16 protein-coding genes, 1 tRNA gene and 4 pseudogenes are annotated in these 25552 nt (G+C 58.1%); 19 read left to right on the top strand and 2 right to left on the bottom strand.

The genetic code is table 11. The annotated features are described in order from the left end of the window. The 10 genes from HMPREF2581_RS25805 to HMPREF2581_RS25760 all read left to right on the top strand — a co-directional run. Positions 1–552, top strand: a 552-nt coding sequence (locus tag HMPREF2581_RS25805) for an alpha/beta fold hydrolase (RefSeq protein WP_003138843.1), incomplete at its 5' end; no start/stop codon positions are given. 249 nt (positions 553–801) lie between these two features. Further along, positions 802–2724, top strand: a complete 1923-nt coding sequence (gene thrS, locus HMPREF2581_RS25800; RefSeq protein WP_003090677.1) for a threonine--tRNA ligase — start codon at positions 802–804, stop codon at positions 2722–2724. Beyond that, a complete protein-coding gene (gene infC, locus HMPREF2581_RS25795; protein ID WP_003119938.1) occupies positions 2724–3275 on the top strand; it encodes a translation initiation factor IF-3 in 552 nt (183 codons plus the stop codon). The genes thrS and infC overlap by 1 nt, the downstream gene beginning before the upstream one ends. A 61-nt stretch (positions 3276–3336) precedes the next feature. Next, positions 3337–3531, top strand: a complete 195-nt coding sequence (rpmI, locus tag HMPREF2581_RS25790; protein WP_003090673.1) for a 50S ribosomal protein L35 — start codon at positions 3337–3339, stop codon at positions 3529–3531. 23 nt (positions 3532–3554) lie between these two features. After that, entirely contained in the window at positions 3555–3911 is a 357-nt protein-coding gene (rplT, locus tag HMPREF2581_RS25785) for a 50S ribosomal protein L20 (RefSeq protein WP_003099086.1), read from the top strand. A gap of 97 nt (positions 3912–4008) precedes the next feature. Beyond that, complete coding sequence (pheS, locus tag HMPREF2581_RS25780; protein WP_003090666.1) at positions 4009–5025, top strand: phenylalanine--tRNA ligase subunit alpha; 1017 nt, start codon at positions 4009–4011, stop codon at positions 5023–5025. A gap of 34 nt (positions 5026–5059) precedes the next feature. After that, positions 5060–7438 carry a phenylalanine--tRNA ligase subunit beta gene (gene pheT / locus HMPREF2581_RS25775; protein ID WP_003138844.1) on the top strand — a complete coding sequence of 793 codons (2379 nt, stop codon included), beginning with the start codon at positions 5060–5062 and terminating at the stop codon, positions 7436–7438. Positions 7439–7441: 3 nt separating this feature from the next. After that, the gene (gene ihfA / locus HMPREF2581_RS25770) at positions 7442–7744 is read left to right on the top strand and encodes an integration host factor subunit alpha (protein WP_003090661.1); all 303 of its coding nucleotides are present in this window, start codon (positions 7442–7444) and stop codon (positions 7742–7744) included. Then, the gene (locus HMPREF2581_RS25765; RefSeq protein WP_003090655.1) at positions 7725–8081 is read left to right on the top strand and encodes a MerR family transcriptional regulator; all 357 of its coding nucleotides are present in this window, start codon (positions 7725–7727) and stop codon (positions 8079–8081) included. The genes ihfA and HMPREF2581_RS25765 overlap by 20 nt, the downstream gene beginning before the upstream one ends. A gap of 89 nt (positions 8082–8170) precedes the next feature. Then, positions 8171–8247 (top strand) — tRNA-Pro (locus tag HMPREF2581_RS25760). Between the two features lie 160 nt (positions 8248–8407). Here the strand turns inward: HMPREF2581_RS25760 and HMPREF2581_RS32585 are convergent. Both HMPREF2581_RS32585 and HMPREF2581_RS33670 read right to left on the bottom strand, forming a co-directional pair. Then, a pseudogene (locus HMPREF2581_RS32585) lies at positions 8408–9544 on the bottom strand (IS3 family transposase). A gap of 232 nt (positions 9545–9776) precedes the next feature. Then, a complete protein-coding gene (locus tag HMPREF2581_RS33670; RefSeq protein ID WP_071535526.1) occupies positions 9777–10013 on the bottom strand; it encodes a hypothetical protein in 237 nt (78 codons plus the stop codon). 240 nt (positions 10014–10253) lie between these two features. Between HMPREF2581_RS33670 and HMPREF2581_RS25745 the strand changes: the two genes are divergently transcribed. The 9 genes and pseudogenes from HMPREF2581_RS25745 to HMPREF2581_RS33070 all read left to right on the top strand — a co-directional run. Continuing rightward, positions 10254–11897, top strand: coding sequence for a Shedu immune nuclease family protein (locus HMPREF2581_RS25745; RefSeq protein ID WP_003138845.1), 1644 nt, complete (start codon positions 10254–10256; stop codon positions 11895–11897). 311 nt (positions 11898–12208) lie between these two features. Next, a pseudogene (gene vapB / locus HMPREF2581_RS33665) lies at positions 12209–12438 on the top strand (type II toxin-antitoxin system VapB family antitoxin). Then, positions 12438–12857: pseudogene (gene vapC, locus HMPREF2581_RS33370) on the top strand (tRNA(fMet)-specific endonuclease VapC). Before vapB ends, vapC begins: the two co-directional pseudogenes overlap by 1 nt. Positions 12858–12861: 4 nt before the next feature. After that, positions 12862–13857 (top strand): Fic family protein, encoded by a 996-nt coding sequence (locus tag HMPREF2581_RS25740; RefSeq protein WP_003138847.1) that lies wholly within the window; start codon positions 12862–12864, stop codon positions 13855–13857. A 134-nt stretch (positions 13858–13991) separates the two neighbouring features. After that, positions 13992–19115: a RecQ family ATP-dependent DNA helicase gene (locus HMPREF2581_RS25735; RefSeq protein WP_003138848.1), complete on the top strand. Its 5124-nt coding sequence runs from the start codon at positions 13992–13994 to the stop codon at positions 19113–19115. Between the two features lie 105 nt (positions 19116–19220). Then, positions 19221–21719, top strand: coding sequence for a tellurite resistance TerB family protein (locus HMPREF2581_RS25730; RefSeq protein WP_003138849.1), 2499 nt, complete (start codon positions 19221–19223; stop codon positions 21717–21719). Beyond that, entirely contained in the window at positions 21716–23011 is a 1296-nt protein-coding gene (locus HMPREF2581_RS25725; protein ID WP_003138850.1) for an ATP-binding protein, read from the top strand. Before HMPREF2581_RS25730 ends, HMPREF2581_RS25725 begins: the two co-directional genes overlap by 4 nt. After that, the gene (locus HMPREF2581_RS25720; RefSeq protein ID WP_003138851.1) at positions 22986–25196 is read left to right on the top strand and encodes a DEAD/DEAH box helicase; all 2211 of its coding nucleotides are present in this window, start codon (positions 22986–22988) and stop codon (positions 25194–25196) included. The genes HMPREF2581_RS25725 and HMPREF2581_RS25720 overlap by 26 nt, the downstream gene beginning before the upstream one ends. A gap of 67 nt (positions 25197–25263) precedes the next feature. Beyond that, a pseudogene (locus tag HMPREF2581_RS33070) lies at positions 25264–25552 on the top strand (transposase); the annotation flags it as partial.

The following is a 25552-nucleotide window of genomic DNA, read 5'->3' as shown; positions in this document are numbered from 1 at the left end:
TTGCGCCTGGCGCTGGCCGCTCCGGACGCCCTGCGTTCGCTGAGCCTGGCCGATCCCGGCGGCGACTATGCCGCCGAGGTCTACGCCCACGCCGGCCTGCCTGCGCCCGAGGAACCATTGGAACGCAACCAGTTCCGGCGCCAGGCGCTCGAATTGATCCGTGGCGGCGAGGCGGAACGGGGACTGGAACTGTTCGTCGATACGGTGAGCGGCGCCGGGGTATGGAAACGCTCGTCGGCGACGTTCCGCCGAATGACGCTGGACAACGCCATGACCCTGGTCGGGCAGGTGGCCGACCAGCCGCCGGCGCTGGCGCTGTCGGAACTGCGCTCGATCGACCTGCCGAGCCTGATCCTCAATGGCGAACGCAGCCCGCTGCCATTCCCGGCCACCGCCGAGGCGCTGGCGGCGGCCCTGCCGCGCGCCGAGCTGCAACGCATCCAGGGCGCGTCCCATGGCCTCAATGCCACCCGTCCGGCGGCTTTCAACCGGTCGGTGCTGGAGTTCCTGGCGCGCGTCGATGGCGTTGCGCCGGACGTGGAAACGTCCTGAAGCGAGGCCGGGCGAACTGACCGCTCGTCAGCTCGCCGCGGATGCTTTACCATGGGCGCTTCGCGCCGGATCAGCTCCGGCGTTTTTCGTCAGTATCCATTCCCAGTGATCTCCGTCCGCGCGCTTCGGCGCAGGGGTGCCGCAAGGCGCCTGCCACTGTGAGGCAGGCCGGCCCGGCGGGCGACGCTTACTGGCACATCCCAACCCACGTGGCCTTTGGTAGGGGTCACCACTAGGAGAGGAGGCGCCATGCCCATCATTACTCTTCCCGACGGCAGTCAACGTTCCTTCGATCACCCGGTCTCCGTGGCCGAGGTGGCCCAATCCATCGGCGCAGGCCTGGCCAAGGCGACCCTCGCCGGCAAGGTCGACGGCCGCCTGGTCGACGCCTGCGACACCATCGATCGCGACGCGACCCTGCAGATCATCACGCCCAAGGACGAGGAAGGACTGGAGATCATCCGCCACTCCTGCGCCCACCTGGTCGGCCATGCGGTCAAGCAGCTCTATCCGACCGCGAAGATGGTCATCGGCCCGGTGATCGAGGAAGGCTTCTACTACGACATCTTCTTCGAGCGCCCCTTCACCCCCGAGGACATGGCGGCGATCCAGCAGCGCATGCGCGAGCTGATCGACAAGGACTACGACGTGATCAAGAAGATGACCCCGCGCGCCGAGGTCATCGAGCTGTTCAAGTCCCGTGGCGAAGACTACAAGCTGCGCCTGATCGACGACATGCCGGACGAGAAGGCCATGGGCCTGTACTTCCATGAGGAGTACGTGGACATGTGCCGCGGCCCGCACGTGCCGAACACCCGCTTCCTCAAGGCGTTCCAGCTGACCAAGATTTCCGGCGCCTACTGGCGCGGCGACTCGAAGAACGAGCAGTTGCAACGCATCTACGGCACCGCCTGGGCCGACAAGAAGCAACTGGCGGCCTACATCCAGCGCATCGAAGAGGCCGAGAAGCGCGACCATCGCCGCATCGGCAAGCAGCTCGACCTGTTCCACCTGCAGGAAGAAGCGCCGGGCATGGTGTTCTGGCACCCGAATGGCTGGAGCGTCTACCAGGTGCTCGAGCAGTACATGCGCAAGGTCCAGCGCGACCATGGCTATGTCGAAGTGCGTACCCCGCAGGTGGTCGACCGCATCCTCTGGGAGCGTTCGGGCCACTGGTCGAACTACGCCGAGAACATGTTCACCACCTCCTCGGAAAGCCGCGACTACGCGGTCAAGCCGATGAACTGCCCGTGCCACGTGCAGATCTTCAACCAGGGCCTGAAGTCCTACCGCGACCTGCCGCTGCGCCTCGCCGAGTTCGGCGCCTGCCACCGCAACGAGCCGTCCGGCGCGCTGCACGGGATCATGCGCGTACGCGGCTTCACCCAGGACGACGCGCATATCTTCTGCACCGAAGAGCAGGTGAAGAAGGAAGCGGCCGATTTCATCAAGCTGACCTTGCAGGTCTACCGCGACTTCGGTTTCACCGACATCGCCATGAAGCTGTCGACCCGTCCGGCCAAGCGCGTCGGTTCCGACGAGCTGTGGGATCGCGCCGAAGGCGCGCTGGCCGATGCGCTGAACGAATCCGGCCTGGCCTGGGAATACCAGCCGGGCGAGGGCGCGTTCTATGGGCCAAAGATCGAGTTCACCCTGAAGGACTGCCTCGGCCGTAACTGGCAGTGCGGCACCCTGCAGTACGACCCGAACCTGCCGGAGCGCCTGGACGCCAGCTACATCGCCGAGGACAACAACCGTAAGCGCCCGGTGATGCTGCACCGTGCGATCCTCGGGTCCTTCGAGCGCTTCATCGGCATGCTCATCGAGCACTACGCCGGAGCCTTCCCGGCCTGGCTGGCGCCGACCCAGGCGGTGGTGATGAATATCACCGACAAGCAGGCCGATTTCGCCGCCGAGGTGGTGCGGATCCTCGGGGAAAGCGGATTCCGTGCCAAGTCCGACTTGAGAAACGAGAAGATCGGCTTTAAAATCCGCGAGCATACTTTGCTCAAGGTTCCCTATCTCTTGGTTATTGGAGATCGGGAAGTTGAATCGAAGGCCGTCGCGGTGCGTACGCGCGAAGGGGAAGACCTGGGCTCCATGCCCGTCACCCAGTTCGCTGAGCTGTTGGCACAGGCGGTTTCCCGGCGTGGTCGCCAAGACTCGGAGTAATCATTATTAAGCGTGAAATGAGACAGGATAAGCGAGCTCAACCGAAACCCCCGATCAACGAGAACATCTCGGCTCGTGAGGTACGGTTGATTGGAGCTGATGGCCAGCAGGTTGGTGTTGTTTCGATCGATGAGGCGATCCGCCTAGCCGAAGAGGCGAAGCTGGACCTGGTTGAGATTTCGGCCGACGCGGTGCCTCCTGTCTGCCGCATCATGGACTACGGCAAGCACCTGTTCGAGAAGAAGAAGCAGGCTGCGGTCGCCAAGAAGAACCAGAAGCAGGCGCAGGTCAAAGAAATCAAGTTTCGTCCAGGGACGGAAGAAGGGGATTACCAGGTAAAACTACGCAACCTGGTACGTTTCCTTAGTGAAGGGGACAAGGCCAAGGTATCCCTGCGATTCCGCGGCCGTGAGATGGCTCACCAGGAGCTGGGGATGGAGCTGTTGAAGCGGGTCGAAGCCGACCTCGTGGAGTACGGCACCGTCGAGCAGCATCCTAAGCTGGAAGGACGCCAGCTGATGATGGTCATCGCTCCCAAGAAGAAAAAGTAACCACCAGGGCACTGGCAGGCCTTGCGGTTATGCGTAATCACTCAATGCGGAGTATCCGAACATGCCAAAGATGAAGACCAAAAGTGGCGCGGCCAAGCGCTTCAAGAAGACTGCTGGTGGCCTCAAGCACAAGCACGCCTTCAAGAGCCACATCCTGACCAAGATGACCACCAAGCGTAAGCGTCAACTGCGCGGCACCTCGATGCTGAACAAGTCTGACGTTGCGCGCGTAGAACGCTCCCTGCGTCTGCGCTGATTATTAAGGTAGAGGATTAATTCATGGCTCGTGTTAAGCGTGGCGTTATCGCCCGTCGTCGTCACAAGAAAATTCTGAAGCTCGCCAAGGGCTACTACGGTGCACGCTCGCGCGTGTTCCGCGTTGCCAAGCAGGCGGTGATCAAGGCTGGCCAATACGCCTACCGTGACCGTCGTCAGCGCAAGCGTCAGTTCCGCGCACTGTGGATCGCCCGTATCAACGCTGGTGCTCGTCAGAACGGTCTGTCCTACAGCCGCCTGATCGCCGGCCTGAAAAAGGCGGCCATCGAGATCGACCGTAAGGTCCTGGCCGATCTGGCAGTGAACGAAAAAGCGGCGTTTACCGCGATTGTCGAGAAAGCGAAGGCAAGCTTGGCTTAAGCCCTACGACAATCACCGGACTTCGGTCCGGACGTAACGTCACCGATAGGGGAAGAGCCTTACCGCTCTTCCCCTATTTTGTATCTGGAGTCCATACATGGAAAACCTGGATGCGCTGGTCTCTCAAGCATTGGAGGCTGTGCGACACACCGAAGACGTCAATGCCCTGGAGCAGATCCGGGTTCACTACCTCGGCAAGAAAGGCGAACTGACCCAGGTGATGAAGACCCTGGGCGACCTGCCGGCCGAAGAGCGGCCGAAGGTCGGCGCGCTGATCAACGTGGCCAAGGAAAAGGTCCAGGATGCGCTGAACGCGCGTAAGACCGAGCTGGAAGGGGCCGCGCTGGCCGCCCGGCTGGCCGCGGAGCGCATCGATGTCACCCTGCCCGGTCGTGGCCAGCTGAGCGGCGGCCTGCATCCGGTCACCCGCACGCTGGAGCGCATCGAGCAGTGCTTCAGCCGCATCGGCTACGAAGTCGCCGAAGGCCCGGAAGTCGAAGACGACTACCACAACTTCGAAGCGCTCAATATTCCGGGCCACCACCCGGCGCGTGCCATGCACGATACTTTCTATTTCAATGCGAACATGCTGCTGCGTACCCACACCTCACCGGTGCAGGTGCGGACCATGGAGTCCCAGCAGCCGCCGATCCGCATTGTCTGCCCGGGGCGCGTCTACCGCTGCGACTCCGACCTGACCCACTCGCCGATGTTCCACCAGGTGGAAGGCCTGTTGGTGGACGAGGGCGTCAGCTTCGCCGACCTCAAGGGCACCATCGAGGAATTCCTCCGCGCCTTCTTCGAGAAGCAGCTCGAAGTGCGCTTCCGTCCGTCCTTCTTCCCCTTCACCGAGCCGTCGGCCGAAGTGGACATCCAGTGCGTGATCTGCAGCGGCAACGGCTGCCGCGTGTGCAAGCAGACCGGCTGGCTGGAAGTCATGGGTTGCGGCATGGTGCACCCGAACGTGCTGCGCATGTCCAACATCGATCCCGAGAAATTCCAGGGCTTCGCCTTCGGCATGGGCGCCGAGCGCCTGGCCATGCTGCGCTACGGGGTGAACGACCTGCGTCTGTTCTTCGATAACGATCTGCGCTTCCTCGGACAATTCCGCTAGGCCAGAACGCAACCGGATTCCTTAGGAGAACAGGATGAAATTCAGTGAAAAGTGGCTGCGGAGCTGGGCAAATCCGCAGGTTTCCCATGACGAGCTGGTCGCTCGCCTGTCCATGGTCGGCCTCGAGGTCGACGCCGACCTGCCGGTCGCCGGCGCCTTCAGCGGCGTGGTGGTCGGCGAGGTGCTCTCGACCGAACAGCATCCGGACGCCGACAAGCTGCGCGTCTGCCAGGTCAGCAACGGCAGCGAGACCTTCCAGGTCGTCTGCGGCGCGCCCAACGTGCGCGCGGGCCTGAAGATTCCCTTCGCCATGATCGGCGCCGAACTGCCGGGCGACTTCAAGATCAAGAAAGCCAAGCTGCGTGGCGTCGAGTCCTTCGGCATGCTCTGCTCGGCCAAGGAATTGCAGATCAGCGAAGAGAACGCCGGTCTGCTCGAGCTGCCGGCTGACGCGCCGGTCGGCCAGGACGTCCGCACCTACCTGGAGCTGGACGACTACACCATCGAGGTCGGCCTGACCCCGAACCGCGGTGACTGCCTGTCGCTCGCCGGCCTGGCCCGCGAAGTCAGCGCCATCTACGACGTACCGCTGGCGCCGGTGGCGGTGGATGCGGTCGCCGCGCAGCACGACGAGACCCGTCCGGTCGAACTCGACGCGCCGGCCGCCTGCCCGCGCTATCTCGGCCGGGTGATCCGCAACGTCGACCTGAGCCGGCCGACCCCGTTGTGGATGGTCGAGCGCCTGCGCCGTTCCGACATTCGCAGTATCGACCCGGTGGTCGACGTCACCAACTACGTGATGATCGAACTGGGCCAGCCGATGCATGCCTTCGACCTTGCCGAGATCAACGGCGGCGTGCGCGTGCGCATGGCCGAGGACGGCGAGAAGCTGGTCCTGCTCGACGGCCAGGAAATCACCCTGCGCGCCGACACCCTGGTGATCGCCGACCACCAGCGCGCCCTGGCCATCGCCGGGGTGATGGGTGGTGAGCACAGCGGCGTCAGCGACAGCACCCGCGACCTGTTCCTCGAAGCCGCGTTCTTCGACACCATCGCCCTGGCCGGCAAGGCTCGCTCCTATGGCCTGCACACCGACTCCTCGCATCGCTTCGAGCGCGGCGTCGACAGCCAGCTGGCGCGCAAGGCCATGGAGCGCGCGACGCGCCTGATCCTCGACATCGTCGGCGGCGAGCCGGGGCCGATCGTCGAGCAGGTCAGCGAAGCGCACCTGCCGAAGGTAGCGCCGATCACCCTGCGCGCCGAGCGCGTGACCCAGATGCTCGGCATGCCGCTGGACGCCGCCGAGATCGTGCGCCTGCTGCAAGCCCTGGAGCTGACGGTGGTAGCCGACGGGGAAGGGCAGTGGTCGGTCGGCGTACCGAGCCATCGCTTCGACATTTCCCTGGAAGTCGACCTGATCGAGGAACTGGCCCGTCTCTACGGCTACAACCGCTTGCCGGTGCGCTACCCGCAGGCGCGCCTGGCGCCGAACAACAAGCCGGAAGCGCGCGCCGCGCTGCCGCTGCTGCGGCGCCTGCTGGTCGCCCGCGGCTACCAGGAAGCGATCACCTTCAGCTTCATCGATCCGGCCCTGTTCGAACTGTTCGATCCGGGCACCCAGCCGCTGACCCTGGCCAACCCGATCTCCGCCGACATGGCGGCGATGCGTTCCAGTCTCTGGCCGGGCCTGGTCAAGGCGCTGCAGCACAACCTCAACCGCCAGCAGTCGCGGGTCCGCCTGTTCGAAAGCGGCCTGCGCTTCGTCGGTCAACTGGAAAGCTTGAAGCAGGAAGCCATGCTCGCCGGCGCCATCTGCGGCAAGCGCCTGCCGGAAGGCTGGGCCAACGGCCGTGACGGCGTGGACTTCTTCGACGCCAAGGCCGATGTCGAGGCAGTGTTGGCCAGTGCCGGCGCCCTCGGCGACTTCAGCTTCGTGCCCGGTGAGCACCCGGCGCTGCACCCGGGGCAGACCGCGCGCATCGAGCGGGAAGGGCGGCTGGTCGGCTACCTGGGCGCGCTGCATCCGGAACTGGCGAAGAAACTCGACCTCGAGCAGCCGGTGTTCCTCTTCGAGCTGCTGTTGGCCGAAGTGGTCGACGGCCACCTGCCGAAGTTCCGCGAGCTGTCGCGCTTCCCCGAAGTACGCCGCGACCTGGCGCTGCTGGTGGACCAGGACGTGCCGGCGCAAGACATCCTGACACAAATCCGTGCGGCGGCCGGCGAATGGCTGACGGACCTCAGGCTGTTTGATGTGTATCACGGTAAAGGCATTGATCCGCATAGAAAAAGCCTTGCCGTCGGCTTGACCTGGCAGCATCCATCGCGCACTCTTAATGACGATGAAGTCAATAGCACGACGCAGAACATCGTCACGTCGTTGGAAGAAAGGTTCAATGCCACGTTAAGGAAATAGCGTATGGGGGCTCTGACGAAAGCTGAAATTGCGGAACGTCTGTACGAAGAGCTGGGCCTGAACAAACGGGAAGCCAAGGAGTTGGTGGAGCTGTTCTTCGAAGAGATCCGCCAGGCGCTGGAGCACAACGAGCAGGTCAAGCTGTCCGGTTTCGGCAACTTCGACCTGCGCGACAAGCGCCAGCGCCCCGGACGCAACCCGAAGACCGGTGAAGAAATCCCGATCACGGCCCGCCGCGTTGTCACCTTTCGTCCAGGGCAGAAACTGAAGGCCAGGGTTGAGGCATATGCTGGAACCAAGTCATAACGACGAGCTGCCACCGATTCCCGGCAAGCGCTACTTCACCATCGGCGAAGTCAGCGACTTGTGCGCGGTCAAGCCCCACGTGCTGCGCTACTGGGAGCAGGAATTCCCGCAGCTCAACCCGGTGAAGCGCCGCGGAAACCGCCGCTATTATCAGCGCCAGGACGTGCTGATGATCCGCCAGATCCGCGCGCTCCTCTACGACCAGGGCTTCACCATCGGCGGGGCGCGCCAGCGCCTCTCCGGCGACGAGGCCAAGGACGACGTCACCCAGTACAAGCAGCTCATCCGCCAGATGATCGCCGAGCTGGAGGAAGTCCTGCTGGTCCTGAAGAAGTGACGGAAGCAAAAAAAACTTCCACTTATCAGAAGCTTAGTATATAGTGCGGCTCACTTCGGAAGCACAGCCACTGAGCTCGGAAGTACAGTCGGGGCGTAGCGCAGCCTGGTAGCGCACTTGCATGGGGTGCAAGGGGTCGAGTGTTCGAATCACTCCGTCCCGACCAAAATATCCTAGAAAATCCAATCACTTAGCGGTGGTTGGATTTTTTATTCCTGGTGCTTTTGTAGCGTCTCCGAATTTTGCCCCACTTTTTGCTCCGCCGGTGTTTTTTGCTGCAATCTGCCGAGTGATAGGTGACCTGCTCCCAGTTTTAGTAGCGCTGCCTAGTTAGTAGGCCCTGGGGTTGATATCAATTTTTCCTGCTTCAATTGCTGCTGGCGAGCTCGCCAACTTGCAGCAAATTCCGCCGGGGTGAGATTGCCAATGGCGCTGTGCGGTCGGTGCTCGTTGTAATCCCGTCGCCAGGCCGCAACGCGGATTCTGGATTCGGCCAGCGAACAGAACCAGTACTCGTTGAGGCATTCATCCCGGAACTTGCCGTTGACCGACTTGATGAAGGCATTCTGCGTGGGCTTGCCAGGCTGAATCAGCTTCAGTTTGATGTCGCGCTGATAGGCCCATTGATTGAGCGCCTTGCCGGTGAACTCGGGACCTTGGTCGGTGCGGATCGCCTGCGAGTAGCCCCGAAAGTGTGCCATTTCGTCCAGAGCCCGGGTGACGTGAAACTGCTGATACCGTGCTCCACCAGGATGCCAACCGACTCCTTGGTGAAGTCATCGACCACCGTCAGGCATTTGATCCGCCGCCCTGTGCTGAGCGCGTCGAAGACGAAGTCCATCGACCAGACTTGGTTCGGTGCGCTCGGCAGGCTCAAGCGTTCGCGCTCCACCGCGATGCCGTGGCGGCGCCTCCGCCGCTTCACCATCAAGCCAGCGGCTCGGTATAGGCGGTAGATCCGCTTGTGGTTGACCTTCACGCCAGCACGCCGCAGCAGGATGTGCAGGTGGCGATAGCCAAAGTGCCGACGCTGCTGGGGCCAGCTCCACTAGTTGGGCTTGTAGCTCGGTGTTTTGCACGCTGGCTCGCGGGTGGTAGCGCAACACCGAGCGGGGCAGCCCGATCAACTGACAGGCACTGCCCTCGGAGATGCCAGTTCGCGCCTGCATCTCCTGCACCGCCTCCCGTCGCGCTGTCGGGCTTACCCTTTCCCTGGGCGACTACTTTGAGCGCCTTGATGTCGAGGTGGGCCTCGGCGAGCAGCTTCTTCAGCCGGCTGTTTTCCAGATCGAGATTCTTCAGGCGCTTGGCATCCGGCACGGTCATGCCGCCGAACTTGTCCCGCCAGGTGTAGAACGAGGCATCACTGAAACCGTGCCGGCGGCACAGCCCCTTTACCGGGACACTGACTTCGACCTGTTGAGGAAGTCGAGAGTCTGCTCTTCGGTAAAACGCTTTTTCACTGCCGTCTCCTGCTCGGAAAACGGACTCTACTAAGTTTGACTTGGTACTGAAAGTGTGGGGCAGGTCATTTGGCCAACATAGGCCATTTGTTCGATTGATGAGCCATGCTGAGTTTCTTTTGAGCAATAGCTGGCAAAAGCAGGGAGTGCAGCATCAACCGGGAGTAGTGGGGGCGGAGGAGGATAGGGTGTCGGATCAGGCTGGCAGGTTGAAGTGGTGCCCGTAGATCAGTCATAAGTTGTTGGCCAGCACGTGATGATCCAGTCTCTCACCGAGCTGGGCGCCAGTGGCACAGCTACCGGTCCCGCCAACGAGTCCTCCGAGAATGGCGCCTGATACGGGTCCGAGCGTGTTGCCCGGCGGGTCAGCAATAGAATCAATTACTGCACCAGCCCGACCTCCGGCCAAGGCAGCACTGGCGCCGCGAGCGGCATCGCCTACAGTACCAACCGCGGCGGTGATTTTCATTGCATGGTGGACTGACGCGAATTTTGGGGGGTTACAGCAGGGGCACTGCAATGATGTATGACTGAGAACTTTTTGAATAAAATGGTTCTTTTTTTATATCTTGCTACGCTAGGCAGAAACTGAATAAGAGCTGCTGGCAACAGAGGTTGAAACGTGACATGGGTTGATTGTTGGGGTATTGCAATCAGGACGCGTCGGTACGATATGCCAACATATATATATCGTCTCTGGGAGCAACGAATGGATAATCTGAAAACACGAATCGTCAATTCATACAATGACCTGTCAGCGGACGCTGACTCATTTTCGGAGTCGAGCGGAAAGTCGCGAACTGTGGTGGAGCCAGTGCTCAGGCTGTTGCGCAAGGCGTTACTCTTGGATATTTCCGGTGGCGAAAAGCGAGTTCCTGATGCTGATGAAATCAAAGACTGGGTGCTGAAACTATTCGCGAAAAATCCCACCGTTGGTGACATGGTGCGAGCCCTTCTATTGATTAAGGAGGATCTAGTTGTTAGCGAGCACCAACTGCCTTCTATCGAAGAGGCACTGCGCGAAATCGGCCTATTGGAGCAGCTCCACTTGCCAGACTTCTTCTTCGTTTCCTCGGAGTTGGAGGGAGAGCCTTGTGGTGTACTGTTCGAACGTTATGAATCGGACGGTGAAGTCCTCGTGTTTCTGGCCACTCTCTTCGATAAGAAGAACCTAATGCAAAAGGTTGGCAGGATGGCGATTCGTGTCAGCAAAGAGTCTCCTGAGCCTTTCTTGTCCATCTGTACCCCGGACGGCTGGCTTAGGGTGCCAAAAAATCAGATCGTGCCGGGTTCAGTCAGTTCCTTCACGGTCCAATGCCTGCTTGAATATAAGTATTACATTTATCCCACTCTGCCCTTGAGCTCCATTATTGCTCCCGAATTGACTAGGAGAAAGGATAACATTCATTTAGTAAGCCTGATAAAAGAGGCTTATCTGGACAAAGTAGTTTGCACACGAGTCCGCGTTCCCCTAGACGTCGTGCAACCACGAGACATCGACTATGCACTGCATACGCCGGATGAGCAGATACGAGATTGTATGCCTTATGCGGCACATACTGAGTTCCTGCTATACGAAGAGGATGGAGTGCTTATCATGGATGATGACTATACCCCGTATTTAGCCTGCCAAGCGCTCAGGGTCAAGGAAGTCACAGCGGTCATCTTGGGTAAGTTTAACCAGTCGCGGGCCAAAGTTCTTTCCATTGGGTACAGCGAGCTTATGTCTCCCATCTCCGTTTCACCCAGTGCACACCAGTCGCAGAAGCGCCTTAGAGACAAGCAAGAGCTTCTTAAGAAAAAATTACAATCCCTGAGGCCTTCCTTCCTCCCGGCGGCAAAAATGGAGAGGAGTTTCATTGAGTTGTGCTGGTTACTGAACAGGGTTAAAACTCGGGAAAGAGATCTACACAGATTCCTGAAGGAAAATTACCAGATACTGGACTCTCACCTGGCGGCAATCTTCAGCGAAGTACCCATAGGCAAGTATCGGGCAGACCTAGTTCTGCAGTATCACCAGTCTGACAAGCGTGTGGTGCTGGTCGAACTTGAGCCACACGATAAGAAAATTTTTACCAAAAAAAATCGCCTTAGGCACCAGGTGACTCATGCTCTACAGCAGGTAGAAGATTGGATACAGGAAATACATAGAGGCGTACCCAATATACCAGGCTGGCTTCAGGGAAGTTACACTGCAGAAGGCATGATAGTTATTGGACGCTCGAAAGACCTGACAGAAGAGCAGAGGGAAACTCTCGCGCTGAAGAATGCCAAATCCAGCATCAAGATACTGACCTACGATGATTTGCTGGAGCGCCTGTCTCGGCTTATAAAAACGCTTGACAAGGAATAGCCTTGAGTTGGTGTACCCCTTTTGATGAACGGCATTTTTTCATTGGCAACCGTTTCAGGTCGTTCCTGCCGATTAGCATCAGTAGCTGAGGGGCGATCCAGGAGGGCTATGGAATCGGAGGTGGGGCAGCCAGAGTTCCCTCTGAGCCCACATGCGTTCCGTCGGGGTGTTGGTCGCTGCTTTACTGGCGAGGGCGTTGGCTCTGCTACAACTCGCGGTTTTGAGACATCTTAACGCGTATATCCTGTTGACATATCTCGGCTGAGGGCTAGGGTGTGATGGACCTTGTGTATGTCCCCCGGAGGTGGTTAATGGAGCAAGGCGCCGTGTTTCAGAATAACTGTAGCCAGGCTGTGTGTTTGTCCAAAGCAGCTGCGTTGTCAGGTGAGGTGAAGCGTGTCGACATCGTTGTGGTTGGCAGGACCAAGATCATCATACCGGCAGGTGAGGTCTGGGAAAGTTGGTTCGATGATAAGGGCGTGACGGCTGGTTTATGCCTGAACGAGATCAATTATCAGGTAAGGCGAGCGAGGCGTTTTGATGCTGAAGTATCATGCTGATACCAATATCTGCATCTTCACTATCAGGTACCGTCCGCAGCATATGCGGGAGCTGTTTAAGCGCCACTGTGATTAAATTATCCTCAGTGCCATAACCTCTATGGAGCTGATTTATTGGGCCGAGAAATCGGCGACTCCTGAGCGCAATCTGTCTGACATTGATGGACTTGCTGCGCGCCTGGAAGTACTGAAGTACGACCAAGGTGTTGCCGCTCATACCGGACAGCTACGTGCAAAGCTGGTCAGGGCTGGTACTCACTGAGGTTCTTACGATTAAATTATTGCCAAACATGCTCGTTCGAAGGGATTTATTTTAGTGACGAATAGTCTGAGTGGGTTTGAGCGTGTACCTCTGCGCATTGAGAAATGGGTAGACTGCGATCGACTGTTGGAGTGTTGAGCGCATGAGAAAATACCAGCCACCGTTGACGTTAACGCCACGCATGTTGGCGCTGGCTGCCGAGATTGGGGAGCGTGTTGGGCATTTGTCCGCTCTGCATGAAGGGGCGCTGACGCCGCAACTGCGTCGGGGTAACCGCATCCGTACTATCCAGGCGTCACTCGCTATTGAGAACAACACGTTAAGCGTCGAGCAGGTCACTGCTGTGTTGGATGGCAAGCGTGTGCTTGGTTTGCCGCGTGAAATTCAGGAAGTGCGCAATGCCTTTTCAGCCTACGAGGTGATGCCCGAGTGGCAACCGAGTTTGCGTGATGATTTACTGGCAGCCCACGCGCTGCTGATGCACGGGCTGATCGATGATGCCGGTAGCTATCGGCGCGGGGGTGTAGGCATCTATCGAGGAGAACGTTTGCTGCACATGGCACCACCGGCCAACCGGGTTCCGCAGTTGATGGACGATTTGCTGGCATGGCTGAGCCGCTGCGAGCTGCATCCACTGATCGCCAGTTGCGTGTTCCATTACGAGTTCGAGTTCATCCACCCCTTCGCAGATGGCAATGGGCGAATGGGGCGCCTATGGCAAACCTTGATACTCAGCCAATGGCGAGCGGTTCTTGCGTATTTGCCCGTCGAGAGTGTGATTCGCGAGCAGCAGGATGCTTATTACGAGGCATTGGCTGTTTCTGACAAGGCAGCAGAGGCGGCGCCTTTTGTCGAATTCATGCTGGCTGCCCTGCGTCAGGCATTGCTTGAAGGTGTTTCAGGCGATCAAGTAAGCGATCAAGTAAGCGATCAAGTAGCACGCCTGCTGCAAGCGTTACCGCCAGGTGAGGCCCTCAAAGCCAGCGAATTGATGCAGCGCTTAGGGCTGGCGCACCGTCCGACCTTTAGCAACAACTACCTCAAGCCTGCCCTGGTTGCCGGCTTGATCGAGATGACCGACCCCGCGTCGCCGCGCAGTCCGGCACAGAAGTACCGGCGAACTGGGTTTTCCAAGTAAGCCTTAAAAGGCCTGTGTGGAGCCTAGATATCTCTTATCGGTGCTTGATTGATGGCATGATGATGTTCATCACCTCCATCGTTCATGCGCTAAATGATGATTGTCGTAACAGTTGAGCAGGGAATGCCCGTTTGATGTCGCCACTTCCTCAACCCAAGGGCCTGATATTCGATCTTGAGGTAGTGCCGCCCAAGAACAATCAACCTGCCCGAATCATGATGGTCGGTGCCCTTCGGCCTGACTTAGGGGCAGAGTTGGAGCTGAAGGTCTCTGGAGACCCGTCCCCAGCTTTGCAGCAGCTGGATGCACTGTCCGACGGGGCGAGTTTCGTGCTCGGCCACAATGTCATCGACCACGATCTGCCTATCTTGCGCGAACATTTTCCCGGCATGGCTTTGCATGCTCTGCCGGTCATCGACACCCTGCGTCTGTCGCCACTGGCGTTTCCACAAAACCCGTATCACCGGCTGATCAAGGATTACAAGCTTATCCGTGACAGCCTCAACTCGCCGTTGTCCGACTGCCGCTCGACGTTGGTTCTTTTTCTGGATCAACGCCAGGCCTTCACGCAGTTGAACGAGACCAACCAGACGGAGCTTCTCTGCTATCAGGCGTTGCTGGCGCCGAGTATGCGGGGAGATCTGGGGGCTTTCTTCGCATCCCTGACTGGGCAGTCTCCGGTGTCTGTACCCGAGCTCCGAGCGCGGTTTCCACAATTGCTGCAAGAGACGGATCCAGCCCTTCAGCGTGACTTGAAGGTATGCCGAGCACGGCTTGAGCAACTACTTGAGGAGGATTTACAGCGGGAGGATCTGCATTGGCCGTTGGCCTACGCACTGGCCTGGCTCCGTGTATCTGGCGGCAACTCGGTACTGGCGCCCTGGGTGCGACATCAGTTTCCAGAGGTTGGGCGGCTAATCTCCGAGCTGCGTGATATGCCGTGTGAGCGCGAGGATTGTCAGTACTGTCAGACGACTCATGACCCACGCCACGAGCTGAAGCGCTATTTCGGCTTCCCCGATTTTCGTTACGAGGGTCCTGGAGAGAGTCTCCAGCACGATATAGTGCTGGCCGGCATGCGTGGTCAACACGTCCTGGCCATCCTGGCGACCGGCGGGGGCAAGTCGCTGTGCTATCAGTTGCCGGCGCTGAACCGGTTTCATCGTAACGGCAGCCTTACCGTCATCGTCTCGCCGCTGCAGTCGCTGATGAAGGATCAGGTCGACGGGCTGCTGGAACGTAACGTCCAGTGCGCCGCAGCGCTGAATGGCCTGTTGACGATGCCGGAGCGCGCCGAGGTACTGGAGAAAATCCAGATGGGCGATGTCGGCATTTTGCTGGTATCGCCCGAGCAGTTCCGCAACAAGGCTTTCCGGCGAGCGATCCGCCAGCGTCAGGTCGGTGCCTGGATTTTCGATGAGGCGCATTGCCTGTCGAAATGGGGTAGCGACTTTCGGCCAGACTACCTGTATGTCTCCCGCTTCATCCGGGTGTACACCGGTGATCAACCGCTGGCGCAGATTGGTTGTTTTACCGCGACGGCCAAGCCTGATGTGCTCGCAGATATCCAGAGCCATTTCAGGGAAAGCCTGGGCATTGAGTTCAAGGTGTTCCCCGGAGGGCACGAGCGAACCAATCTGCATTTTGATGTGCTGCCCTGCACCAAGGCAGAGAAGTGGTCGCGTACGGATGGATTATTGCGAGAGCACCTGGACGCTCAGGAGGGCGGTGCAGTCGTCTTCGTTTCCAGTCGCAAGAGTGCTGAGGAGCTGTCCGATTTCCTGATTGGCCAAGGATGGCCTTGCAAGCACTTTCATGCCGGTCTTGAGCCCAACACCAAAACGGATATTCAGGACGACTTCAAGGCTGGGCAACTGAGAATCATCGTAGCTACCAACGCCTTCGGAATGGGCGTGGACAAGGCTGATATCCGTCTCGTCGTGCATGCCGACATACCAGGTTCGCTGGAGAACTACCTGCAGGAGGCGGGCAGGGCTGGGCGTGATCAGGGCGATGCGCGCTGTGTGCTGTTGTACGACCCGCAGGACATCGAAACCCAGTTCGGCATGAGCGAGCGCTCGAAGCTCAGCATCCGCGACATCCAGCAGATCCTGCGCAAGTTGCGTAACGAGAGCAATCGGCGTAAGGGCGGCAAGCTGGTCATCACGGCGGGTGAAATCCTGCTGGACGATGATGTTGAAACCAGCTTCTCCGCGGATGAGCGTGATGCCGAAACCAAGGTCGTTACGGCGGTTGCCTGGCTGGAGCGTGGTGATTACCTCAAACGTGAGGAAAACCATACGCAGATTTTCCCGGCACGGCTGGATGTGAGCGAGGAAGAGGCCGAGAAGCGCTTGCTGAAGGCCGAGTTGCCGCAACGTCGATTGGAGGAGTTCAAGGCTATTCTGCGCTTTCTCTACGGCGCCGATGTTGATGAACGGGTGAATACCGACCAGTTGATGCAGTTGACCAGTCTGGAGTCGGAAGAGGTTGCCAGCGCACTCAAGCAATTGGAGGAGATGGGGCTGCTGGTCAACGACTCGCAGATAACGCTGTATGTGCGCCATGGTGTGACGGGGGCTTCCAGTCAACGCCTTTCCAGCTCCCTGGAGCTGGAAAGGGCTTTGTTGCAATGCCTGCCAGAGCAGGCACCGGACGCCGAGCATGGCGATTGGCAGGATTTGAATCTGCCGGCATTGACCGCTGAACTTAAGTCCGCGACAGGGTTGGATGAACTGCTCCCGCTGCATGTGCTGCGGCTGTTGCGCAGCCTGGCCCAAGATCATGATGCCGATGATCAGCAGCGCAGTAGCCTTGAGCTCAGGCAACTCAATCGTGACTACCTCAAACTGCGTATCAAGGGTGGTCACTCCTGGGCGAAGATTGTTGGCTTTGGTGACGTGCGGCGTGCATTGGCTAGCAAGTTCCTGGAACTGTTGGTCGGTAAGCTACCGGCAGGATTGCGTGGCGCGGATCTGCTGGTCGAAACGAGTTTTGGCGAATTGCTCCAGGTGATCGAAGGTGACCTCGAACTGCCGCATCTGATTCCGCCGAACAGGCGCCGTAAGGTGATTGAGCATGTCCTGCTTTATTTGCATCGGCAGGACATTTTGACCCTCAACCACGGCATGACGGTCATGCGTCGGGCCATGACCATCGAGGTCAAGAAGGAAGACAAGCGTAAGACCTTCCTCAAGGAGGACTACTTGCGACTCGACGAGCACTACCGCGAGAAGCGCATTCAGGTTCATGTGATGCGTGAATATGCGGAAGTGGCGCTGAAGGAGATGGCTGAGGCGTTGCGCCTGGTGCTGGACTACTTCACCGACTCCAAGCAGGCGTTTATCAAGCGGCATTTTAATGGGCGGGAGGACGTGCTCAAGCTGGCGACCAGCGAGGAGTCATGGAAATCGATTATCGAGTCGCTGAGCACTACTCAGAAACTGATAGTCGCCGACGATGACGACATAAATCGGCTGGTGCTGGCTGGGCCGGGCTCCGGCAAGACACGTGTGATCGTGCATCGCATCGCTTACCTGCTGCGGGTGCGGCGAGTACCAGCGACCAGCATCGTGGCGTTGACCTTCAACCGCCACGCGGCGAACGAGATCCGCAAGCGGCTGTTGGCCTTGGTCGGGGCCGATGCCTACGGTGTCAGCGTCCTGACCTATCACAGCATGGCCATGCGCTTGACCGGCACCCGTTTCGAGCGAGGCGCGACGGTCGACGAGCGAGCCCTCAAACAAGTATTGAGCGATGCCGTCGAGTTGCTGGAGGGTAAGCGCAATATTGAGGGCGAGGACGACCTGCGCGAGCAGCTACTGCGCGGCTACCGTTACATCTTGGTTGATGAATACCAGGACATCGACGACCTGCAATACCGTCTGGTCAGTGCTCTGGCTGGGCGGCACGCGGAGGAAGATGGTCGGTTGTGCATCATGGCGGTAGGCGACGATGACCAGAACATCTATGCCTGGCGCGATACCAATAATCGTTATATCGAGCGCTTCCGCGAGGACTATGAGGCCTCGACCAGCTTCCTGGTCGATAACTATCGTTCTTCCCTGCGCATCATTGAGGCGGCCAACCAACTCATTGGCCAGAATTTGGCTCGACTGAAAGAGGCCAATCCCATCCGGATCGACAGGGCTCGGCAGGAGCTGCCCGCTGGCGGGCTATGGGAAGAGCGGGACGAGCAGCGGAAAGGTCAGGTAATGCGACTGCTGATCGACCCGAGCGACCGTGAGCAGGGCAACCTGCAGGCACAGGCGGCCATGGTGGAGTTGGGACGGTTACTCGCGCTAGAACAGGGGAGCTGGAACGGCTGTGCGGTTCTGGCTCGGACGCACCGCTATCTGTGGCCGATCCAGGCTTGGTGCGAGCAGCACGATATTCCTTATTTCCTGGCAGCAGACAAGGAAACGGCGTTACCCATTACTCGGCAGCGCAGTTTTGTGGCTGCAATCGACTATATGCGAGAAATCAAAGGTGCTTTGTGCGCGGCTGACGCATGGCAGCGTTTGTCGGGTAGCAATCAACTGGTGGAAGCCGAGTGGAAGAGTTTTTTCCAGACGGCCTTTGAGCAAATGCGAGGAGAATTGGGCGACTGCCAACTTGGCAGTGGTGCCTTGATCGACTGGCTGTACGACTACGCCCGTGAATTGCGTCAACAGTCCAAGGACGGCCTCTATCTTGGTACCGTGCATTCGGCCAAAGGTCTGGAGTTCCGCCATGTCGTTCTGCTGGATGGTGGCTGGAGCACGCAGGTCGATACCCTGGCTGATGAGCGACGTTTGTACTACGTGGGGGTGACGCGAGCCGAACAGACCCTGACGTTGTGCGAATTCGCTGACGGCAATCCATTCAGTCGCAGCCTGATGAGAGATGTTCAGCAGCATGAGTTTCAGGGACAACCTCTTCCTGGGTTGGAGGTGCGCTTTCAGCAACTCACGCTGAAGGAGATCGATATTGGTTTTGCCGGTCGTCAATCACCACATGCCCAGATACACAAGGCCATTGAGGCGCTTCGCGAGGGCGATCCGCTGACGTTGAAGGAAGAGGCTGGTCGGTATCAACTGCTCGACAGGCAAGGCAACGTGGTTGGGCGAACCGCTAAGTCATTCCAGCCACAGATCGGCTTCGATCAATGCGAAGTCGCAGCCGTCATGGTGCGGTTTACTGAGGATAGTGAGGAGCAGTATAGGGATTTGAATAAGTGTGAGCGCTGGGAGGTGGTTGTGCCGAGGGGGAGAGGGTAGGTGCTACGTTGGACAGGTAGCATACGGATATTTTGGGAGTTGGCTGTGAGGACGAAATCTTTAATACTGGCGATCGGCCTGCATTGAGTAGAGAGTGGATTGGAAATGGCAAGGAAGCGCAGAGGTAGAGGGAAGCCCAATTTGTCTGGCGGATTGATCCTCGCGGCTATCGTGCTGGGCCTTCTCGCTTCTATTCCTACGCAGGCCTGGATGGTTTTGATCGGCGTAGCGATTATCGGCTTTGGCGTATGGCTGATAGTGAGGTTCTCCGATAAACCGTCGGTCGTAGCTTTCCCTCCTAGCAAGCGCCCCTCTTCTTCGAAGGCAACACGGTCAGACAATGCAGCTCTGTCCCATGATCTGACATTTTCTCTAGATGAAGTCGCTCCCTTACAGGCAAATACGCTCACTCGTACTCAGAAAAAGGTTTCGGCTCAGGCTCCAGCGTCATCGTCATCGTCTGAGAGGAGAGATAGCGCCGGGCTGTTTACCGTGACGCTTGAGGTATCGGAGCGGCCGTCCCATCGAATCCCAAGTGCGCCTGCTAATTTGGCCGTTTCTAAAGCGCGTTGGTTACCTCAGGACGAATTCATCGAGATTGCCGGAGAGAAGATTTCAGGCGGGATGATTTATGTCGGCGAGGATCGGAACAGCCGTTATGGTTCCTCGGAGCCCAGCCTGATCAACCCCAAGCTTAAGGTCGCGCGAGGTATTGTAGATATCGCCGAGCGCCTTACTTCCTACTGGTCGAGTTACGACAGCATCTCCCCTGAAGCACGACGTGCTTATCTACAATGGCTATCCAGCGGTCGGAAAGCCCCGCATGCCAACATCGGCTACGTCTTCCTGTTCTTCTATGGTCTGGAACGCAGGGTGTTTGTCGATGCGAAGACGGATCGAGCAGCGGCCGCCGAGACTCCCAGCATCATTGCCGAAGTCGAGAGGTTGCTCTCAATTTATGGTGAGAACCATTCCTTCAATAACTATGCAAGCCGCTTCGTGGACTTCCTTCGTCAGGGCGCGGTGCTTACTCGACTCTATTTGGAAACACCACCAACACCGTTGCCTTACGGCTACGAAATGCCTATCGAGTTGCGTATCGGCTTGGGGCAGTTGGCCGTCGATAAGCATCCGCTACCAGCCAACTGGGCATTGGCCTGGGTGCTATCCGATCACAGCATCGGAAAACGGACACCCGTAACTCGCTGTGAGGATGCATTTGCCCGCTTGTTTCATATGCGCTACGAAGAGCGGTATGGCGCAGGGATAGTCCTCCCACAGAACAAAACTCGGTTGAAATTTCAGTACAACACCGCCTCTGCGGGGCTACCTTCCCAGGAATTGGATGGCCTATCCGAAATTCCCGACGTAACTGCCACCTCTGCAGCGCGGAAGAAGCTGCAGCAACTGGTCGACGAATGTACGGTGCAATTGGAGCCATACAGCCGTTATCTCGGCCGTAATCCTGGCGCACCAGATGCATTGGAAGGGCTCCTACAATTACCTGTTAGCCTCTGGCCTGCGGGCGCTCGGGCAGAGCTTGATGAGTTGAAGCAACGCATCGGCGACGGCATGGTGGTCATGAGCTTCGGTGAGCTGGCGGGGCGGCTGCAGAGTGCAGGAGCCTTGTCGCGAGACAAAGTCCTCACACTGGCCCGAGCTTTGGAATCATTGCACATTGGTATCGAGCCAGATGTACTGGCAGGCAGCAGAACGCCCAAGCCTGAGGATCGCGTGGCGCTCTTCGCGACCCAGGCTGAAGATGGTGATCTACGTGCTTCACCGGCATACAGCGTCGCTTCTGTCACTTTGGATCTCGCCTGCGCTGTGGCGGCTGCCGATGGCGACACCTCGCCGAAGGAAATCATGCTGCTATCCCAGCATGTCGACTCTTGGAGCCATTTGAGTGGCGCGCATCGGAAGCGTCTGAAGGCCCATTTGCGTCTGCAGCTCAACCAGCCGCCAACTTTCCAGAGTTTGAAGAAGAAGCTGGAGCCCTTGGCCGACTCGGCGAGGAGGGCAGTGGCGGCATTCCTTGCCCACCTGGCGCAAGTAGATGGTGAGGTCAGCCCAGCAGAGGTGAAGCTGCTTGAGCGTGTCTACAAGACCCTACAATTAGATTCGCAATCGTTGTACAGCGACCTTCATGTCGTAGCCAGTGGCAATCCTGCTGGTTCATTGCAGGCCACGCCTGCTGCTCCTGGGGCAACTCAGTCCAAGACCATTGGCGGCTTTGCTTTGGATCACGATCGCATTGCTCAACTGCAGCGTGAGACCGAACAAGTGTCAGCGCTGTTGGCTCAGGTCTTTGTCGGCGAGCAGCCTGTTGAGCCGGAGGAGGTTTCCATTGAAGAGGCCGGTGAGGATACCTCTGGCGTCTGCGGATTGGATGCCGATCTCTCCGCCTTTCTACGTGTGCTTGTATCCCGTAATGAGTGGACGCGAGACGAGTTGGAGGCGGTAGCAAGCGATATGGAACTCATGCTCGATGGGGCATTGGAGCAGATCAATGATATGGCCTTCGAGCATTTCGATATGCCCGTCACTGAGGGTGAAGATCCCTTCGAAATCAATCCAGACGTCATGGAAAATCTACCGCTATGAGCAGCATCAGAGCCAAGGATCGCGATGCGGTCATTCAATCCCTGCGAGCCGGTGTTGTTCCGCGGGCAGGCCAACACCTGATCCAGGTCGGACGTGCCGGTGAACTCGAAGCTCTCATTCGTGACGTTGAGCGTTTGGCCGAGAGCGGCTCCGCATTCCGGGTAGTGATTGGTGAATATGGTGCGGGTAAGACATTCTTCCTCAATCTGGTGCGTTCCATTGCAATGGAACGCAAGCTCGTCACCATGCATGCGGACTTGAACCCGGATCGCCGCCTACACGCTACTGGTGGGCAAGCACGTTCGCTGTATGCCGAGCTAGCGAAGAACATGGCTACCCGTACTAAGCCAGATGGCGGTGCTTTGCAGGGAGTTGTCGAGAGGTTTATCTCTCAGGCTAAGACCGAGGCCAAGGCATCCGGCAAAGACAGCGAGGTAGTTATTCGTGAGCATCTCGCCCAATTGACCGAGATGGTTAATGGCTACGATTTTGCCGAGGTGATCGCTGCTTACTGCAAAGGTTTTGAAGAAGGCAACGAGCAGCTAAAGGCTGAAGCGATTCGTTGGTTGCGTGGTGAGTTCACCACAAGAACCGATGCGCGATCCGCTCTGGGGGTGCGAACCATTGTCGACGATGCGTCCGTCTACGATCAGCTCAAGCTGCTTGCTCGGTTTGTCCGGCTGGCAGGCTTCAGTGGTCTGATGGTGTGCCTTGATGAGCTGGTCAACTTGTACAAGCTCTCCAATACACAGGCTCGTAACGCTAACTACGAGCAGATCCTGCGTATCCTGAACGACTCTCTGCAGGGGACAGCAGAGGGGCTTGGTTTTGTGCTGGGGGGGACACCCGAGTTCCTGATGGATACTCGCCGTGGCCTTTACAGCTATCCGGCCCTGCAGTCGCGTCTAGCGGAAAATAGTTTCGCCAAGTCCGGGCTGGTGGATCTCTCCGGACCTGTTATCCGGCTCGTCAGCCTGACACCTGAGGATTTCTACGTGCTGCTCCAGAAACTACGCCATGTCTATGCTGCGGGTGATAGCCAGCGGTACTTGCTGCCTGATGAGGCATTGCCGCTGTTCATGGGGCACTGCAATCAGCGGCTGGGAGAGGCCTACTTCCGTACCCCGAGGACTACCATCACCGCATTCATTAACCTTCTGGCGGTGTTGGAGCAGAACCCTGGAACCGACTGGCGAAGCCTCCTGGGTGCTGTAGAAATTGCGCCGGATAGAGGTGGCGAGGCCGACACTCAAGTAGATGCTGACGATGAGCTTGCCACCTTCCAGCTCTGAGTCCACTGGGTTCACATTACTCGAGCCAAGAATTCAGCGCTGGATCTGGGCCGAGGGCTGGACGTCCCTGCGGGACGCTCAGGAGCGCGCTATTCCGGCCCTCTTGGGGGCGGATCAGGATGTGATTATCGCGGCCGCGACAGCGGCGGGGAAAACTGAAGCTGCTTTCCTGCCCATTCTCAGCAACCTTCTGCAGGATCAGGACTCGCCTGGAGCTGTGCTGTATATCAGTCCGCTGAAGGCGCTGATCAATGATCAATGGGATCGCCTAACCAGGCTTTGTGATGATTTAGAGCTGCCTGTTATCGCTTGGCATGGAGATATTTCCGCAAGCCGCAAACATCGTTTCCTAAAGTTTCCGCAAGGCATTCTGCTGATTACTCCAGAGTCGCTTGAGGCGCTATTCGTGAACAGGGGAACAAGCCTCGCTGGGCTGTTTGTAAATATGCGCTACCTGGTAGTGGATGAGCTGCATGCCTTCATCGGCAGCGAGCGGGGCAAACAACTGCAGTCGCTTATGCATCGTGTGGAGTTGGTCATTGATCGACCTCTACCCAGAGTAGGGCTTTCCGCGACACTTGGAGATATGGCGCTGGCGGCAGCCTTCCTGCGTCCCAATGCTCCTGAGCATGTATCGGTGATTGAGTCGAAGGGGGCTAGCCAGGTACTGAAGGTTCAAATCAGGGGATATGAGGAGGCTCGACAGAACCTATCGGCGATATCTGAGGGTGAAGAGGTCTTCTCTGCTGACCATGCCATTGCAGAACATCTCTTTCAGGTGTTGAGGGGTAGCAATAACCTGATCTTTCCCAACAGCCGATCCCAGGTGGAGTGGTTCGCCGATAACCTGAGGCGGCGTTGCGAGCAGGATGGCGTGCCGAACGAGTTCTGGCCACATCACGGGAGTTTGGCGAAGGATATTCGAGAGGAAACCGAGAAAGCTCTGAAAGCTGGTGATCGACCTGCCACTGCAGTTTGCACCACAACACTAGAACTCGGGGTGGACATTGGCAGCATCAAGACGGTAGCGCAGATCGGGCCTCCACCGTCAGTTGCTAGCCTCCGTCAGCGCTTGGGGCGATCCGGTCGCCGTCCAGGTGAGGCAGCCATTCTCCGAAGCTACTGTAAGGAGCGGCAGTTGGATGATGGCTCTCCATTGTCGGCTCGGCTTCGCCAAGACCTGGTGCAGAGCATCGCTATGATCAGGCTGCTAATGCAAGGATGGTTTGAACCGCCTCGTGTTCAGGGGCTGCATTTGTCGACGTTAGTACAGCAGTGCCTCTCGGTGATTACCCAGCGAGGCGGGGCAACGGCAGCAGAGCTGTGGAGTACTCTGATTCGAAGTGGCCCGTTCGCCGGAGTGGAGCAGGGCAGTTTCCTCAGCTTGCTTCGTACTCTTGGCGAGCGCGATTTGATTGCTCAGGAAGCATCGGGTCTCCTACTGCCCGGAGTGCTGGGTGAGCGTATGATCAATCATTACGACTTCTACAGTGCATTCGTCAGCAACGAGGAGTTCCGCCTGGTATGCGATGGCAAACCACTTGGAGCATTACCGGTATCCAGGCCACTGACTATCGACCAACGCATTATCTTTGCTGGACGACGCTGGCGAGTCACGGATGTGGATACCGAGGCCAAGGTTATCGTCGTGAGATCTGACCCTGGTGGTGCTCCACCGTCCTTCGACGGACTTGGGGCTCGTGTCCATGATCGTGTCAGGCAAGAGATGAGGACAGTTTTACTTGAGGCGGACACCTATCCCTATCTTGACACTGCAGCTCAGAAGCTCTTAGCCGAGGCTCGTAGCACCTTCTCGGATCTTGGGTTGGCGCACTCAAGCATGATCGAAAGTGGAGGTAAGACTTACCTCTTTACCTGGCAAGGAGATTGGGCGAACGATGCTCTGGCCATCTTGTTAACTCATATGGGGCTACCCAGCGAGAATGTCGGTCTGGTCACTGAGGTAGAGGGGGATAGGGCTTCGCTTGAGAGCAAACTGCAAGAGATAGCTGGATGGGGTGGTATTGATGAGCCTACCGTTTTGGGTGACGTACAGAACATGGTTCAAGAAAAATGGGATTGGGCGCTTCCGCCGAAATTACTCATACAGTCGTACGCCACGATGTATCTGGACTTGGAGGGAGCAAAAGAGTTGGCAAATATTCTGTTGAGTTGTCGACACTGAATTGTAGGGGTCTACTGATCCCGGACACCGATTTAGGCGAAAATCCTCACCGTGAGAGAGGTGTCTGATGAGCAAGCAACGACGTACGTTTTCCGCCGAGTTCAAACGAGAGGCCGCGGCCCTGGTGTTGGACCAAGGCTACAGCCATATCGACGCCTGCCGTTCGCTGGGGGTGGTGATTCGGCCTTGCGCCGTTGGGTGAAACAGCTCCAGCAGGAGCGCGATAGCGTGACCCCGAAGAGCAAGACGTTGACGCTTGAGCAGCAAAAGATCCAGGAGCTAGAGGCTCGGATCAACCGGCTGGAGCGGGAGAAAGCGATCCTAAAAAAGGCTACCGCTCTCTTGATGTCGGACGA

It is taken from the genome of Pseudomonas sp. HMSC057H01 (genome assembly GCF_001836405.1).
Taxonomy (GTDB): Bacteria; Pseudomonadota; Gammaproteobacteria; order Pseudomonadales; family Pseudomonadaceae; genus Pseudomonas; species Pseudomonas aeruginosa.
Note: the sequence above shows the minus strand (reverse complement) of the source record. Positions and strands in the feature narration are given on the sequence as shown.